Here is a 15,585-nt window from a genome sequence, read left to right as displayed (position 1 = left end):
GCCCGCCACTCCGTTACAATTTATGAATCCTTGGCCGTCCGTGAAATACCGTCCATGCTCAGAACCGACCTTGCAGGTGTCATCCAACGCTCCGACTATACGCCCCCGGCGTATTTGATCGACACCGTCCAACTCGACTTCGATCTTGCCCCCGATGTCACCACGGTGACCAGCCGAATGCGGCTGCACCGCAACCCGGCCGGCGCCGGTGGCGACCTGGAACTGGTGGGCCAGGGACTGCAACTGGTGAGCCTCGAACTCGACGGCAAGCCGTGGGGCGGCTATCGGACGGGCGAGGAAACGCTCACGATCGAAGGCCCCCCCGAGACGTTCGAGCTCACGCTCGTGACACGTTGCCGGCCGCAGGAGAACACGTCGCTCATGGGGCTGTACGTCTCCGGCGGCAATTTCTTCACGCAATGCGAAGCCGAGGGCTTTCGCAAGATCACGTACTTCCTGGACCGCCCCGACGTGATGGCCACCTACACCGTGACGCTGCGCGCCGATCGGGAGGCGTATCCCGTCCTGCTGGCCAACGGCAACCTGATCGACCAGGGCGACCTGCCCGACGGCCGTCACTTCGCCATCTGGGACGACCCGTTCAAGAAGCCCAGCTACCTGTTCGCGCTGGTGGCCGGACGCCTGGTCTGCCGCGAGGAGCGCATCGTCGCCGGCGACGGGCGCGAGAAGCTGCTTCAGGTCTGGGTGCAGCCGCAGGATCTGGACAAGACCGAGCACGCCATGCACTCCCTCGTGAACTCGATTCGCTGGGACGAGGAGCGCTTCGGCCGCGTGCTCGATCTGGACCGCTTCATGATCGTTGCCGTGAGCGACTTCAACATGGGCGCGATGGAGAACAAGGGGCTGAACATTTTCAACACGAAGTACGTGCTGGCCGACGCCGCCACCGCGACCGACGACGACTTCGGCAACATCGAAGCCGTGGTGGGCCACGAGTACTTCCACAACTGGACCGGCAACCGCGTGACCTGCCGCGACTGGTTCCAGCTGAGCCTGAAGGAAGGCCTGACGGTGTTCCGCGATCAGGAGTTCTCCGCCGACATGATGGGCTCCGAGTCGGGCCGCGCGGTCAAGCGCATCGACGACGTCCGCGTGCTGCGCCAGGCGCAATTCCCCGAGGACGCCGGTCCGATGGCGCACCCGGTGCGCCCCGAGAGCTACGTCGAGATCAACAATTTCTACACCGTCACCGTCTACGAGAAAGGCGCCGAGGTCGTGCGCATGTACCAGACGCTGCTCGGTCGCGACGGCTTTCGCCGCGGCATGGACCTGTACTTCGAGCGCCACGACGGCCAGGCCGTGACCTGCGACGACTTCCGCGCCGCGATGGCCGACGCGAACCGGCGCGACCTCACGCAGTTCGGCCGCTGGTACAGCCAGGCCGGCACGCCGCGCGTCACCGTCGACGCCGTCTACGACGAGGCCGCGCGCACCTACACGCTGACGCTCACGCAGCGCTGTCCGAAGGTTGGCGTGGAGTTGCAGGTCAGCCAACTGATCAAACAGCCGTTCCATATCCCGTTCGCTGTCGGCCTGCTCGATCGCGACGGGCGCGACATGCCGCTGCATCTGGCGGACGACGCGGGCGACACACCGGCCGCCACCACGCGCGTGCTCGACTTCACGCAGGAGCGCCAGAGCTTCACGTTCGTCGACGTGCCGCATGCACCGATGCCCTCGCTGCTGCGTGGCTTTTCCGCGCCGGTGATCGTCGAGCATGAGTACACCATCGACGAACTCGCGTTCCTGATGGCGCACGACAGCGACCCGTTCAACCGCTGGGAAGCTGGCCAGCGACTGGCCACGCGTCAGTTGCTGGCACTGGTCGAGTCGATCCAGATGGGGCAGTTGCCGAGCGTGGACAGCTACGTGCTCGAAGCCTTCCGCCAGGTGCTGCGCGACGAAACGCTCGACCCCGCCTTCCGCGCACAGGCGCTCACGCTGCCGGCCGAGTCGTATCTGGGCGAGCAGATGGCCGAGATCGACCCGGCGGCCATTCACGCGGCGCGCCAATATCTGCGCCAACGCCTCGCGGCGTCGCTGCACACCGAGTGGCTCGCGGCGTATCACAACCATCGCGTGCCCGGTCCGTACCGCCCCGACGCCGCGTCGGCCGGCGAGCGCGCACTGAAGAACCTCGCGCTGTCGTATCTGATGGAGCTCTCGGACGCGGGCGTGGCGCAAACCGCGCGCACCCAATACGACGAAGCCGACAACATGACGGACCGCTTCGCCGCACTCACCGCGCTCGTGCAGCGCGGCGGCGCCGCCCGCGACGGCGATGCCGCGCACGGCCCGAATCACGCCGCCGAAGCGCTCGTCGACTTCTATCAGCGCTTCGAGCACGAGCCGCTCGCCATCGACAAGTGGTTCGCACTGCAGGCAATGCAGCGCGGCGACGGCAGCCACTGCGTGATCGATGCGGTGCGTGCGCTCATGCGTCACCCGGCGTTCACGCTGAAGAATCCCAACCGCGCGCGCTCGCTGATCTTCAGCTTCTGCAGCGGCAACCCGGCGCAGTTCCACGCCGCAGACGGCTCGGGCTATCAGTTCTGGGCGGAACAGGTACTGGCGCTCGACGCACTGAACCCGCAAGTCGCCGCGCGCCTGGCCCGCGTGCTCGATCGCTGGCGCAAGTACACGCCGGCCCTGCGCGAGCGCATGCGCGAGGCACTGCAGCGTGTCGGGGATCACAAGGCACTGTCGAAGGACGTGCGCGAGATCGTCGAGAAGGCCCTCGCCTGATCCGACGATCCACCGGTCATGCGGCCCGACGCCTGCACGCGTCACGGCCGCATGACTTCGAAATACCCTCCCTTGATGCAGAGGTCGTACGGCCACCGTGGCCCGGTCCCGACCAGCGGATACAGCGCCGGAACCTGAATGATCGCTTCGCCGAATGCCCCGGCCATGAGGTAATTGGCAGGATCGTTGCCCAGTGTCACCGTGCCGCTCGTCGCGCCCGCGACCACATAGACATCCCGCCCGGGATAGGCCGGTGGATCGCGAAACATCAGGCGATAGATCAGCATGACGTCCGCGCCGGGCGGCGCCCCCACCGCATGGGTGCCATTGAGCAGACTCGAGCGGAAGGTGAGCGTGAGCACTTCGTCGAATGCCGCATGCGACGCGACGGGTGAGCGCACTTCCCCGCGCACGCACCACCAGAAGGGCGAGCCGTCTACCGTATCGATTCGCACATCGACAGGCCGAAACGGCTTCCTGTCGCCATCCTCGTAAAAGCAGGCCCGCATGCAACCGTCAGCGTGCACCGACTCGCGCTCGGAGACCCCCTGTGCATCGATCATGACGCGCGGATAGCAACGGTCCACGGATAACGGCGCGACGAGCTGACCGCGCGTGAGAATGAACTCATCCATGCGCTACCTCCCGACTTCTGCCTCGAACCGAAAGCCGTTGCCGCGCGCGTCATTGATTTTGCCGGCGATACCCCTCATCACGCCGTCGTCGTCACTTATTTCGTACGCGCGCTATTTGCTGCGCAGTTTAGGCAACGCCCCTCGGTTACGCACCTGTCAACCCTGACAGGTGACAGCGCATCGCGTCGACGCGCGGCCGAAACGATGCCGCCGGTGCCTGGCGGAATCGGTCGCGCGCAGGAGGAGACCGATATCAGCAGATATCGGCCGAAAGGTCCTCTCAGGCAGCCTGGACCTGAGTGCAAAGCCGGGTTTGCACCTCGGCCTGGATTCGCGCCGATGCGAGACGCGCACGCATGGCTTTGGCCGCCGCGACCATGTTTGCAAGCGCGGCGTCGACCTGAGTCCAGTCGCGCGTCTTCAGGCCGCAGTCGGGATTGACCCACAGGCGTTCGGCCGGAATTCGCGCGAGCGCCGCCTCGATCAGCCGTTCGATTTCCGCCTGTGACGGCACACGCGGCGAGTGAATGTCGTACACGCCCGGGCCGATTTCGTTCGGATAGTCGAATGCTTCGAACGCGTCGAGCAGTTCCATGTCGGAGCGCGTGGTCTCGATGGAGATCACGTCGGCGTCGAGCGCCGCGATCGACGGCAGAATGTCGTGAAACTCCGAATAGCACATGTGCGTATGAATCTGCGTCTCGTCGGCCACGCCGCACGAACACACACGAAACGCGCGGACCGCCCATTCGAGATATTCCGCCCGGTCGCGCTCTCGCAGCGGCAGCCCTTCGCGCAATGCGGGTTCGTCGATCTGGATCACGCGCACGCCGGCTTTCTCCAGTGCCGCCACTTCCTCGCGCAGTGCCAGTGCGATCTGCAGGGCAGTGATCTCGCGCGGCTGATCATCGCGAACGAACGACCATTGCAGCATCGTCACCGGCCCGGTCAGCATGCCCTTGACCGGCTTGTCGGTCAGTTGCTGCGCATAGGCACTCCAGGTGACGGTCATCGGCTCGGGCAGATACACGTCGCCATAGATCACCGGCGGCTTCACGCAGCGCGAGCCATAGCTCTGCACCCAGCCATGTTCGGTGATGACGAATCCCCAGAGCTGTTCGCCAAAATACTCCACCATGTCGTTGCGCTCGGCCTCGCCGTGGACCAGCACGTCGAGCCCGTAGGCTTCCTGCTTCTCGATCGCCAGGCGAATCTGCTCGCGCATCGTCTCGAGGTAATCGAGATGCGACAACGCGCGACGCCGGAAGTCCGCGCGCGCCGCGCGGATCGACGCCGTCTGCGGGAACGAACCGATCGTGGTCGTCGGCAACACCGGCAACTTGAGCCAGGCGCGTTGCGCGACGGCGCGCACCGGATAGTCGGACCGGCGGCGCGCATCCGATTCGGTCAGCGCGGCCAGACGCCTTTGCACCATCGAGTTGTGAATGCGCGGCGATGTGCGGCGCGCGGCATGCGCCGCGGCGTCCGCGAGGTAGGCGGCCCGCACGTCGGCCCGAGCGAATTCGGCCGGGTCGAGCGAGCGGCACAGCAGCGCCACTTCGTCGAGCTTCTGCCTGGCAAACGCGAGCCAGTTGCGCACTTCCTTGTCCAGGCGCGATTCGCTCGACAGATCGACCGGGCAGTGCATCAGCGAACCGCTCGAAGCGACCCACAGCCGCTCGCCCAGCGCTTCGGCCAGCGGTGCGAGCATATCGCCCGCGCGGGCCAGATCGCAGCGCCAGACGTTGCGCGCATCGACCACCCCGGCGGACAGCACCTTGTCCCGCGGCCATTGCCGGGCAAACGCTTCGAGTTGCTTCGGCGCACGCACGCCGTCGAGGTGAAGGCCGGACACGGGCAATGCGGTGAGCAACGACAGATGTTCGGTCACGTCGCCGAAATACGTGGCGAGCAGCAGCGACGGCGCCACGGGCGCCAGCCGCGCATACACCGGCGCGAACGCCTCGCTCCAGTTCGTCGGCAGATCGAGCGCGAGAATCGGCTCGTCGATCTGCACCCATTGCACCCCCAGGGATTTGAGACGCGCCAGCACGCGCTCGTATTGCGCGAGCAGGTCGGGGAGCAATGCGAGGCGGTCGGCCAGCCCGCCCTTTTCCTTGCCGAGGTACAGCAGCGAGAGCGGCCCGAGGAGCACGGGCTTGACGTTATCGCCCTCGGCCAACGCCTCTGTCACTTCCTCGAAGAACCACTCCGTACCGGTGCCGAAGCGCGTCTGCGGCGAGTACTCCGGCACGAGATAGTGGTAGTTCGTGTCGAACCACTTCGTCATCTCCATCGCGCCCTGCGCCGCTGTGCCGCGAGCCGCCGCAAAGTAGTCGGCCAGCGTCAGCGCCGCAGGCGAGGCGCCGAAGCGTGCCGGCAACGCGCCGACCAGCGCGAGCGTGGAGAGCACCTGGTCGTACCAATGAAAGTCGCCCACGACAATCCAGTCCAGGCCGGCGTCGCGCTGCGCGCGCCGGTTCGCGGCGCGAATGCGCCGCCCGACATCCTGCAACGCCGCCACGTCCATCTCGCCACGCCAGAAAGCCTCCACGGCGAATTTGAGTTCACGCTGCGCGCCGATGCGCGGCAATCCGAGTACGTGGGCCTGAGCCATGTGCGTTGTCCTTCCGGGAGATTCCAATGGGGCGACGTCGCGACGTCGTTGCTGGCGGGCAATTCCCGCCCAGGCTGGCAGTATCCCGGCGGCCCGTGTATTATTCAAACGAAAGTTTTTAGCGAATATTATTAATTTTATTCATGCAAAGAACCCCCATTGAACTGCGTCATCTGCAAACGCTGCTCGCGCTGCGCGATACCGGCAGCGTGTCGCGCGCCGCGCTGTGGCTCCACCTGACACAGTCCGCGCTGTCGCATCAGATCAAGGCATTGGAGGACTTCTACGGGTTGCCGCTGTTCGTGCGCAAGTCGTCGCCGCTGGTGTTCACTCCCGCGGGCAAGCGCTTGCTCGCCCTGGCCGAAGAGGTGGTGCCGGCGGTCGACGAGGCGGGCCGCGACCTCACCCGGCTGGCGCAAGGCACGCAGGGCACGCTGCGTATTGCTGTCGAATGTCACACCTGTTTCGATTGGCTGATGCCGGCGATGGATGCGTTTCGCCTGCGCTGGCCGGAGGTGGAGCTCGACATCGTGTCGGGCTTCCATGCCGACCCGATCGGCTTGCTGCATCAGGATCGCGCGGATCTGGCGATCATCTCGGAGCACGAAGAGGGCGAAGCCGTCGACTTCCACCCGCTGTTCCGCTTCCAGATGATGGCGCTCATGGCGAACGACCATCCGCTGGCCGCGAAGCCCTGTCTCGAGGCAGAGGACTTCCGTGACGAGACGCTGATCACGTACCCCGTGCCCGACGACATGCTCGACATCGTGCGTCAGGTACTGCGCCCCGCCGGCATCGAACCGACGCGCCGCACCACCGAGCTGACCGTGGCAATTCTGCAACTGGTGGCGAGTCGTCGCGGCCTGGCCGCGCTCCCGCTTTGGGCGGTCACGGGCTATCTGGAACGGCGCTACGTGAGCGCGCGGCCGATCACGCCCGATGGGCTGACCGCCGAATTGTGGGCGGCCACGCTGCCGAGCGTCACGACCCGGCCGTACATCGGCGAGTTCGTATCGCTCATGCGCGAGACGAGCCTGTTGACGCTACCGGAAATCGAATTGCTCTGATCCTCGACACGCCGAACCCTCAGGGGGCCGGAAGGCGCGGCGCGCCGAAAACTCAGACGGGCCGGCGCACGATCAGACGGCAGACGCGCCTGCCCGAGCTCGCGCTTGTCACATCCTCCTCGTGCAGCACGACGGCCTCGTGCAACGCGGCACGCACGACGTCCGGCGCAAAAGCACTGTAGAGACGGCCGTCTTCATGGCGCACGTCCGCCCCCTCGGTCACGCGCCATGACACGTAGAGCACGCCGCCCGGACGCACGAGCGTCCACAGGCGGTCGGCGGCCTGCGGCACCTGCGCGGCGGGCAGGTGCATGAGCACGGTCTCACATACGACGTTATCGAACTGGCCTGTCACGTTCTCCAGCAACGGCAGCCGGCCCACGTGGAAAGGCACCCATGGGAACGTCTTGCGAGCGAGCTCGATCAGCGCGGGCGAACTGTCGTATCCCTCCACGTCGAACCCCTGACGCGCCAGCCATGCGGCGTCGCGCCCGTTGCCGCACCCCACGTCGACGGTGCGGCCGCCGGCAATGAAGTGCCGCATCAGCAACGCATACATGTCGTCGGGCGGCGGCTGGTTGAGCCAGTCCTCGCTGTAACGCACGGCATTGGCCTCGTAGGCCGCTTCGGTTTTCAGGTCCGTCATGGTCCGATCTCCGGAAGTTCGCGCGCGACGGCGCGCCTTCGCCGTCACGCCAGGGTTGTCTGCCTCACTGCGAAATCGTCTCCAGCGCGAGATCTCGGGTACGCGGCCCCATCAGGCCGATGGAAAGCATGACCACGAGCATCGCGCACGAAATGAAGACGAAAACACCCGTCACACCGAAGTTGCGCAGCACGGATGCGATCAGGAATGCCGTGAAAATCGCCGAGAAGCGGCTCCACGAATAAACAAAACCGACCGCACGCGCGCGAATGCCGGTGGGAAACAACTCCGTCTGGTACGCGTGATAGCTGTACGACATGATGTTGTTCGCGAGCGTCAGGCCAATGCCCATGGCGACGAGCAGCACCGACGACGTCACCTGCGAGAACACCAGGCCGCACACGATGCCGATGCCGGCCGTCCAGACGATGGCATGTTTGCGCTCGACCTTGTCGGCCATCCATAGCCCGATGAGCGGGCCGACCGGCGCCGCCAGCGCGATCACACTCGAATAGGCCAGACTCGTCGTCACGGTGATGCCCTGCTTGATGAGCAGCGTGGGCACCCAGTTGGCGAAGCCGTAGAAGCCGACCGTCTGGAAGATGTTGAACAGGATCATCATGATCGCGCGCTTGCGATACGGCGGCACCCACATGTCGCGAAACGCGCGCTTGGGCACCACCGGCTCGGGCTCGCCCGGCGGCGGCAGCGGTCGGCCATACTCGCGCTCGACTTTCGCCTCGAGCTCGCGCAGCACCTGGTCCGCCTCGTCCAGCCGCCCCTTCTGCGCCAGCCACCGCGGGCTTTCCGGCAGCGCCCGGCGAATCCACCAGACGAACACCGCGCCGTGCGCGCCAATCAGCACGACCCAGCGCCAGCCTTCCAGCCCGAGGAATTCGCGCGGCACGAGCCAGAACGCGAGAAACGCGACGACCGGCACGGCCGTGAAGCCCACGGCCTGCTCGCAGGCGAATGCACGTCCGCGAATCTGCCTCGGGACAAGCTCCGCGATATAGGTGCCGATCGTCACCAGCTCCACGCCGATGCCGAGGCCCACCACGAAGCGCCAGAAGTTCAGGCCCGTGGCCGTCTCCTGAAACGCCATGATGATGTTGGCCGCGGTGTACCAGAGCAGCGAGCCCGTAAACACCGCGCGACGTCCGAAACGATCGGCGAGGAAGCCGCACGCGATGGTGCCGATGAACAGCCCCGAGAACAGCGCCGCGATGAAACTGGCGACCCCCGTGGTGCCGAACAGGCCCGGCGTGGTCGGCGTGAGGATGCCGCTCTTCACGAGGCCGGGCGCCACGTAGCCGGTGTACAGCAGATCGTAAAGCTCGAAGAAAAAACCGAGACTGAGCAGCACCACCAGTTTCCACACGGTGCGGGTCGGAGGGAGTCGGTCGAGGCGGGCGGAAATGTCGCCGGCAGTCGGGTGGGTGGCCGCGCAAACCGCTTGGCCGGTATGAAGCATGGAAGGCATCGAAACGTCGGGGGATGGCATGAAAATCGTCTCCGGGCCCGTTCGGTCATGGCCGAACTGCTCATTGGCCGGCATCGCGCAGCACCTTCCCGAAGGCGTTCGCCAACGGTCGCCGGAACGCCGGATACACCATGAATCGACAGGCACGAGGCCGAAATTGTGCCACGAACGACACCGCGCCGGTCACCTTTGCCAAGCTTTATCACGCACTACGAAAAAACTATGATGCCGACCGACGGCAGCACGGCATGCCAATCTCCCGCCCGCCCCCAGCTCAGCCTTCCACGAATTCGTCCAACCGCGGCATCCGCCTCATCCATCGAAATCACCGTGCCGATGCCGTCGACGCCGCGCCCTCAGTCCGCCACGGCAGCCGCTGCCTTCAGTTCCTCGAAACTCGCGATACGTCCGGCCAGCGCACTGGCGGCCACCGTATAGGGGCTCGCCAGCCACACGCTGCCGGGCCCCGAACGCCCCGGGAAATTCCGGTTGATGGCGCTGATCGTGACCTGATCGGCCGATGTCGACTGCCCAGGCCCGCAGTTCGCGCACGCGCCACAACCGGGCATGATCAGCGTGGCGCCAACCGCCTCGAATGTCGCGAGATAGCCCTGCGCTTCGCAATAGGCGCGAACGTCCATGGTGCCGAACTGAAGGAACAGCCGGCGGCCGTCGGCCACGCGCAGCCCATTCGCCACGCCCCAGGCGAGCACGGCGTGATAGGCGTCGAAGTCGTCGCGCTTGCCCGCCGTGCACGAGCCGCCGTATGCGATGTCGATGGCCACGGGCGAGACGAGCTCGGCAAGCGCCACGCCGTTGCCCGGATCGCCCGGGCGCGCCAGCATCGGTGTGAGCGACCCGGCGTCGACACGGATCACATCGCGGTAGCGCGCGCCCTCGTCGCTCGTCATCCACGGCTCGAGCGTGATATCGACGCCCCGACGGGTCTTGAGGAAGGCCACCGTCTTCTCGTCGGGGGCAACGATCCCGGTGAAGCCGCCAAGCTCCGCGACCATGTTGGTGAGCGTGGCGCGCTCGTCGATCGACATCGCGCGCACCGCGCTTCCCGCGTATTCGAACACGACGCCGATGGCCTCGCCGCCGCGAATCGCATCGAGGCGCAATAGGTGCAGCACCACGTCCTTGGCCGTGACACCGGCGGGCAGTTCACCGTCGATCTCGACACGCAGCGTCTCAGGCACCTTGCAGCGCACGTAACCGGTAACCCAGCTGTTGGCGACATCTGTCGCGCCCGCGCCGAAGGCCAGGCAACCCAGCGCGCCGGCGTGCGGCGTGTGCGAATCGGTGCCGATCACAATCTGTCCGGGCAGCGCGTAGCGCTCGGCCATCAGCGCATGGCAAATGCCGTCCGCCCCATCGGCACCATCGGCACCATCCGTCCCATCGCCTGCCTGCCCGCCCTGCGCCGCCCGTTCGCCATGCGCCAGCACGGGATATCGCGCCACGAAGTCGCGGTGGCCGCTCGTCAGATTGGCCACGCCCGGCAGCAGCCCCTGCGTGGCGTGCGGCACGCTTTGCCCGGCCAGCACCAGGTGATCCTGAAACGCGATGATGCGTGCAGGGTCGTGCAATGCCGCCGGTTCACCGAAGGCACGGTGCATCAGATGCGCGCACATACCCGTGAAGTAGTCGTGCGAGAAGCGCCAGTCCACGCGCAGGAATACGCCGTCGCCGTGGGCGAGCCCGGGCGTCGACGGATGCAGCCGACGTGCCATGATCTTCTCGACGAGGGTGCGGGCGGGCGGATCGCCGGCATTCGCCTCGTCGTCCGAGTCGATGGCGGGCGCCGGCCAGTCGGCAAACTTGCTGAACGCAAGCAGGCCACCGCTGCGGATGATCTGTTGCGTGAGGGCGTCGCGCCCCTTGAGAAACTCGGTGATGGGGATCGGCTCGCCGGCGGCGATGCGATCGAGAACGCTGACGTCGGTCGTGGTCAGAATGCCGATGTTGTCGCAGTTCTGCTGATAGATGCGCTCGAAGCTCTCGGCCACGATCAGGCGAATGCCGGCACTGAGCTCGGCGAGCGGACTCGATTCGCGCGACGAGCCCTTGCCGTAGCGCTTGCCCGCGACCGTGACCTGGAAGCCGCCGCGACGCACGTCGTGCTCGCCGATGGGCATCTCGTTTCCCGCCTTGAAACCGACGTATGGGTAGCGCCCGAGACGCTCATCGTAAGTGAGCATGACGGTGACGGGCGTGATTTCGTCGGTCGAGACGTTGTCGCGCAGCCGACCGGCGTCGACGCGGGCGAGGGACTCACCGGCCAACTGACGACGCACGATGGCAGGGTCGTCGGACAGGAACAGAATGCGACCGTCGAAACGAATGGTGTCTTCCATGCGGCAATTACCTCCGGAAGACAGCATAGCGGCCGGGCCACGCGCCTGCCGTGCCGTCTCGGCAAGCCCGGCGTGACAGATTGCGAAGGGTCGGCGCGACCGCGCGGGGTTACCCCTTGACGTGCGCCACGCCGCCGGCGCCCTGCCCTTGCGCGAGGAAATTGACCACCGCCGACGCCGTGGCGCTCAACTGCTCGCGCGACGGGAACACGAGCCAGAGCTGGCGGTGCGCCCACTCATCGGTGAGCGGGCGCACGACCACGTCGAGCTTGCCGACATACAACTGACCGACCTGCTCGGGCGCAATGGCGATGCCCAGTCCCGCGTGCGCCATGCGGCACAGCGCGTCCAGACTCGACACCCGGATCTTGATGCGCAACGACGCGCCCGCCGCGCTGGCCTGCTGACGCAGCAACTGCGTAAGGGCGCTGTTGCCCTGAAGCCCCACGAGCGTCTCGCCAACGCAGGCCGAGAACGGAATCTCGCCCGTACGCGCGGCCAGCGGATGTCCCACCGGCAGAATCACCGCAAGTCGGTCGCGACGGTACGGCACCATCGTGAATGCCTCGATGCCTTCGACGGCGTTGCAGATGCCCACGTCCACCGCGCGTTCGGCCACGCGCTGAAGCACTTCGTTGCTGTGCTGCTCGTCGAGTTCGACGTCCACGGCGGAAAATACGCGGCCGAACGCGGCGAGGTCTTCCGGCAGGAACTGCACGATGGCCGAGAGGTTCGCCGCAATGCGCACGCTCCCGCGCGCGCCTTCATGGAATTGGGACAGCTCGGCCCCCAGGGATTCGATGGTCCCCAGGATACGTTCGGCGTAGCGGCGCACCGTCTCGCCCACCGGCGTGACGGTGATGCCGCGCTGATGACGCTGAATCAAGGGCAGCCCGACGATCGCCTCGATGTCGGCGATGCGTCGGCTGATCGCCGACGGCGCGATGAATTCGCGCTCGGCCGCGCGCGCCATGCTCCGCTCCTGGCAGACGGCCACGAAAAGGCGCAAAGAAGTGAGGTCAAGCTTGCGGAGAAGGTTTTCCATACCCGTCGGACAACACATCGGAATTGCCGGAAACGCCCGGCCGGCGCGGCTCCACGCGGAGCACGTCTTTTGCTGGACAAACAACGATTCGACGCCTATTATACGCATCGCGTACACAGCCCTGCCGACCCGACCATGAGTGCACAGCAGACTTTCCTGCGCGACGCGATGCGTCGCCTGAACATGACCCGCGACAGCTTCGCCGAGCGCATCGGCGTTCGCCGGCGCGCCCTCGACACCTGGCTGCTGCCTGAGGATTCGAGCGAATATCGCACGATGCCGAGCATCGTGGAGAAATTCGTGGGCGAAATCCTCGGCCGTGAAGCACCGTCCGCGGAATCTACGCAAAGCGCACACAAGCCGCTGCGCGAACGCATGGGCCTCGACGGCAAGCCGCACCTGATCTCCGTCGACCAGTTCTCGCGCGACTCGCTCGAAGAGCTGTTTCACGTCGCCGACATCATGCAACCGATCGCGCGCCGCCAGAAGATCTCGCGCGTGCTTGAGGGCGCCGTGCTGGGCAACCTGTTCTTCGAGGCCAGCACCCGCACCCGCGTGAGCTTCGGCGCCGCCTTCTGCCGCCTGGGCGGGTCGGTCTGCGACACGACCGGCTTCACGTTCTCGTCGATGGCCAAGGGCGAATCGATCTACGACACGAGTCGCGTGATGAGTGGCTATGTCGACGCGCTCGTCGTGCGTCACCCGGAAAAGGGATCGGTCGCGGAATTCGCCCGCGCCACGAACATCCCCGTCATCAACGGCGGCGACGGTCCCGGCGAACACCCCAGCCAGGCGATTCTCGACCTGTACACGATCGGTCGCGAGTTCTCGCGTCTGGGCAAACTGGTCGACGGCGCGCACGTCGCCATGGTCGGCGATCTGCGTTATGGCCGCACGGTGCATTCGCTCATCAAGCTGCTCGCGCTGTACCGCGGCCTGAAGTTCACGCTGATTTCGCCGCCGTCGCTGGAAATGCCGACGTACATTCTCGACCAGATCTCGCAGAACGGTCACGTGATCGTGCAGAGCAACTCGCTCGCCGACCTGACGGGAGCCGACGTCGTGTACGCGACGCGCATCCAGAAGGAGCGTTTCGCCGACGAGGCGATCGAGGGTTATACGCCTGACTTCCAGATCAACGAAGCGCTGATCAATCAGTACTGCGACGCCCGCACGATCATCATGCATCCGCTGCCGCGCGACAGTCGTCCGGGCGCGAACGACCTGTCGACCGACCTGAACCACGACCCGCGCCTGGCAATCTTCCGTCAGACGGATAACGGCATTCCGGTGCGCATGGCGATCTTCGCCGTGCTGCTCGGCGTGGACAAGCAGGTGCAGCACAGCATGCGCGACGCCGCCTGGCGTGCACCGTCGCACATCGGTCCGGATGACGCCTTGTTCGACGCGATCGACTGAGCGACGAACGTGCCGGCCGCGCGTCGCGGAGGCTTCCGGGACGGACTTCAGACACCGCCGAAATTGCGCTGCCCCGAGGATTTTCCCGGGGGCAGCGTCGCTTTACGAGTAAAATTGCGTCCATCGCGAATATGTACGCTTTTTTGCTTTTCTGGAGGCCCTCATGCGGCGCAAGACCCTAACGCAATATCTCATCGAACAGCAGCGGGAATACAACAATATTCCTGCAGAGCTGCGCCTGTTGATCGAAGTCGTCGCGCGCGCGTGCAAGTCCATCAGCCATGCGGTGTCCAAGGGTGCGCTGGGCGGTGTGCTCGGCAGCGCGGGCAGCGAGAACGTGCAGGGCGAGGTTCAGAAGAAGCTCGACGTGATTTCCAACGAGATCATGCTCGAGGCCAACGAGTGGGGTGGCCACCTCGCGGCGATGGCGTCCGAAGAGATGGAGGACGTCTTCCACATTCCGAACCGTTACCCGCAGGGCGAATACCTGTTGATGTTCGATCCGCTCGACGGCTCGTCCAACATCGACGTGAACGTGTCGATCGGCACGATCTTCTCGGTGTTGCGTTGCCCCGAAGGCGTGACGGATCCGACGGAGAAGGACTTCCTTCAGCCCGGCACGCAGCAGGTCGCCGCCGGTTACGCCGTGTACGGTCCGCAGACGGTGCTGGTGCTCACGACGGGACATGGCGTGAACTGCTTCACGCTGGATCGCGAGATGGGTTCGTGGGTGCTCACGCAGGAAGGGATGCGCATTCCCGAGGACACGAAGGAATTCGCCATCAACATGTCGAACGAGCGTCACTGGTACCCGCCGGTGCAGCGTTACATCCGCGAGCTGCTGCAGGGCAAGGAAGGCGTGCGCGGCAAGGACTTCAACATGCGTTGGATCGCCTCGATGGTGGCGGACGTGCATCGCATCCTGACGCGCGGCGGCGTGTTCATGTATCCGGCCGACAAGCGCGATCCGGACAAGCCGGGCAAGCTGCGCATCATGTATGAAGCGAACCCGATGAGCTTCCTGGTCGAGCAGGCGGGCGGCGCGGCGACGAACGGCGTGCAGCGCATTCTGGACATTCAGCCGCAAAAGTTGCACGAGCGCGTGGCGGTGTTTCTCGGTTCGAAGAACGAGGTCGAACGCGTGACCGGCTATCACCACGAAGGCGGCGCGAAGTAAGTTTCAGTGACGCGGGAGAAGTGGGAAGACGTCGCATGAAAATGTCGCAGAACATTTTCTCGAGGTCGAAGCGCAGGATTTCTGGAATTTCAATGATTTACGCGTGACTCGCGCAGAGACGGCAAAAAATCTTTGAAAAAAGTAGTGACAACCACGGAAATTCTGCTATTATCTCACTTCTTCGCAGCGCCGGAGTAGCTCAGTCGGTAGAGCAGCTCATTCGTAATGAGAAGGTCGGGGGTTCGATTCCTCTCTCCGGCACCAGCGACTTCCTGAAGTCCCTGGTCATGCAAGCAAGACCGCAGTCAACAAGAAAGCCGCCCGAATTTGTCGTGCGGCTTTTTTGTTTTCTGCGTCCGGTTCGAATCGC

General features: G+C 65.3%; 10 protein-coding genes and 1 tRNA gene. 5 read left to right on the top strand and 6 right to left on the bottom strand.

Features of this window, described 5'->3' with window-relative positions; genetic code table 11:
* The first annotated feature begins 54 nt into the window (after positions 1-54).
* The gene (pepN, locus tag LV28_RS31750; RefSeq protein ID WP_038618211.1) at positions 55-2,766 is read left to right on the top strand and encodes an aminopeptidase N; all 2,712 of its coding nucleotides are present in this window, start codon (positions 55-57) and stop codon (positions 2,764-2,766) included.
* 41 nt (positions 2,767-2,807) lie between these two features.
* On the opposite strand, the gene LV28_RS31745 is transcribed toward pepN, so the two are convergent.
* Together LV28_RS31745 and metE are read right to left on the bottom strand one after the other, a co-directional pair.
* Complete coding sequence (locus LV28_RS31745; RefSeq protein ID WP_023595097.1) at positions 2,808-3,401, bottom strand: hypothetical protein; 594 nt, start codon at positions 3,399-3,401, stop codon at positions 2,808-2,810.
* A 280-nt stretch (positions 3,402-3,681) separates the two neighbouring features.
* A complete protein-coding gene (gene metE / locus LV28_RS31740) occupies positions 3,682-6,018 on the bottom strand; it encodes a 5-methyltetrahydropteroyltriglutamate--homocysteine S-methyltransferase (protein ID WP_048806405.1) in 2,337 nt (778 codons plus the stop codon).
* Positions 6,019-6,161: 143 nt separating this feature from the next.
* Here metE and LV28_RS31735 point away from each other — a divergent pair, with 143 nt between their 5' ends.
* Positions 6,162-7,085, top strand: coding sequence for a LysR family transcriptional regulator (locus LV28_RS31735; protein WP_038618213.1), 924 nt, complete (start codon positions 6,162-6,164; stop codon positions 7,083-7,085).
* A 52-nt stretch (positions 7,086-7,137) separates the two neighbouring features.
* Here LV28_RS31735 and LV28_RS31730 read toward each other — a convergent pair whose 3' ends face one another.
* The 4 genes from LV28_RS31730 to LV28_RS31715 all read right to left on the bottom strand — a co-directional run bounded on the left by LV28_RS31730 (position 7,138) and on the right by LV28_RS31715 (position 12,619).
* A complete protein-coding gene (locus LV28_RS31730) occupies positions 7,138-7,731 on the bottom strand; it encodes a class I SAM-dependent methyltransferase (protein ID WP_023871847.1) in 594 nt (197 codons plus the stop codon).
* 64 nt (positions 7,732-7,795) lie between these two features.
* Positions 7,796-9,214, bottom strand: coding sequence for an MFS transporter (locus tag LV28_RS31725; RefSeq protein ID WP_115344552.1), 1,419 nt, complete (start codon positions 9,212-9,214; stop codon positions 7,796-7,798).
* Positions 9,215-9,570: 356 nt separating this feature from the next.
* Entirely contained in the window at positions 9,571-11,574 is a 2,004-nt protein-coding gene (locus tag LV28_RS31720; protein WP_038618216.1) for an aconitase family protein, read from the bottom strand.
* A gap of 109 nt (positions 11,575-11,683) precedes the next feature.
* Positions 11,684-12,619, bottom strand: coding sequence for a LysR substrate-binding domain-containing protein (locus tag LV28_RS31715; protein ID WP_023595090.1), 936 nt, complete (start codon positions 12,617-12,619; stop codon positions 11,684-11,686).
* 135 nt (positions 12,620-12,754) lie between these two features.
* On the opposite strand from LV28_RS31715, the gene LV28_RS31710 reads away from it, so the two are divergent.
* The 3 genes from LV28_RS31710 to LV28_RS31700 all read left to right on the top strand — a co-directional run bounded on the left by LV28_RS31710 (position 12,755) and on the right by LV28_RS31700 (position 15,479).
* Entirely contained in the window at positions 12,755-14,038 is a 1,284-nt protein-coding gene (locus tag LV28_RS31710; protein ID WP_023871850.1) for an aspartate carbamoyltransferase, read from the top strand.
* Between the two features lie 163 nt (positions 14,039-14,201).
* A complete protein-coding gene (locus LV28_RS31705; RefSeq protein ID WP_023595088.1) occupies positions 14,202-15,215 on the top strand; it encodes a class 1 fructose-bisphosphatase in 1,014 nt (337 codons plus the stop codon).
* 188 nt (positions 15,216-15,403) lie between these two features.
* Positions 15,404-15,479: transfer RNA gene (locus LV28_RS31700), tRNA-Thr, on the top strand.
* Positions 15,480-15,585 lie beyond the last annotated feature (106 nt).

Origin of the sequence: Pandoraea pnomenusa (assembly GCF_000767615.3) — a bacterium.
Taxonomy (GTDB): domain Bacteria; phylum Pseudomonadota; class Gammaproteobacteria; order Burkholderiales; family Burkholderiaceae; genus Pandoraea; species Pandoraea pnomenusa.
Note: the sequence above shows the minus strand (reverse complement) of the source record. Positions and strands in the feature narration are given on the sequence as shown.

Bases quoted from the DNA above. Each gene is read 5' to 3' on its own strand.
- LV28_RS31715 (WP_023595090.1), bottom strand. From the start codon at position 12,619: ATGGAAAACCTTCTCCGCAAGCTTGACCTCACTTCTTTGCGCCTTTTC.
- LV28_RS31725 (WP_115344552.1), bottom strand. From the start codon at position 9,214: ATGCCTTCCATGCTTCATACCGGCCAAGCGGTTTGCGCGGCCACCCAC.
- LV28_RS31710 (WP_023871850.1), top strand. From the start codon at position 12,755: ATGAGTGCACAGCAGACTTTCCTGCGCGACGCGATGCGTCGCCTGAAC.
- LV28_RS31745 (WP_023595097.1), bottom strand. From the start codon at position 3,401: ATGGATGAGTTCATTCTCACGCGCGGTCAGCTCGTCGCGCCGTTATCC.
- metE (WP_048806405.1), bottom strand. From the start codon at position 6,018: ATGGCTCAGGCCCACGTACTCGGATTGCCGCGCATCGGCGCGCAGCGT.
- pepN (WP_038618211.1), top strand. From the start codon at position 55: ATGCTCAGAACCGACCTTGCAGGTGTCATCCAACGCTCCGACTATACG.
- LV28_RS31705 (WP_023595088.1), top strand. From the start codon at position 14,202: ATGCGGCGCAAGACCCTAACGCAATATCTCATCGAACAGCAGCGGGAA.
- LV28_RS31720 (WP_038618216.1), bottom strand. From the start codon at position 11,574: ATGGAAGACACCATTCGTTTCGACGGTCGCATTCTGTTCCTGTCCGAC.
- LV28_RS31730 (WP_023871847.1), bottom strand. From the start codon at position 7,731: ATGACGGACCTGAAAACCGAAGCGGCCTACGAGGCCAATGCCGTGCGT.
- LV28_RS31735 (WP_038618213.1), top strand. From the start codon at position 6,162: ATGCAAAGAACCCCCATTGAACTGCGTCATCTGCAAACGCTGCTCGCG.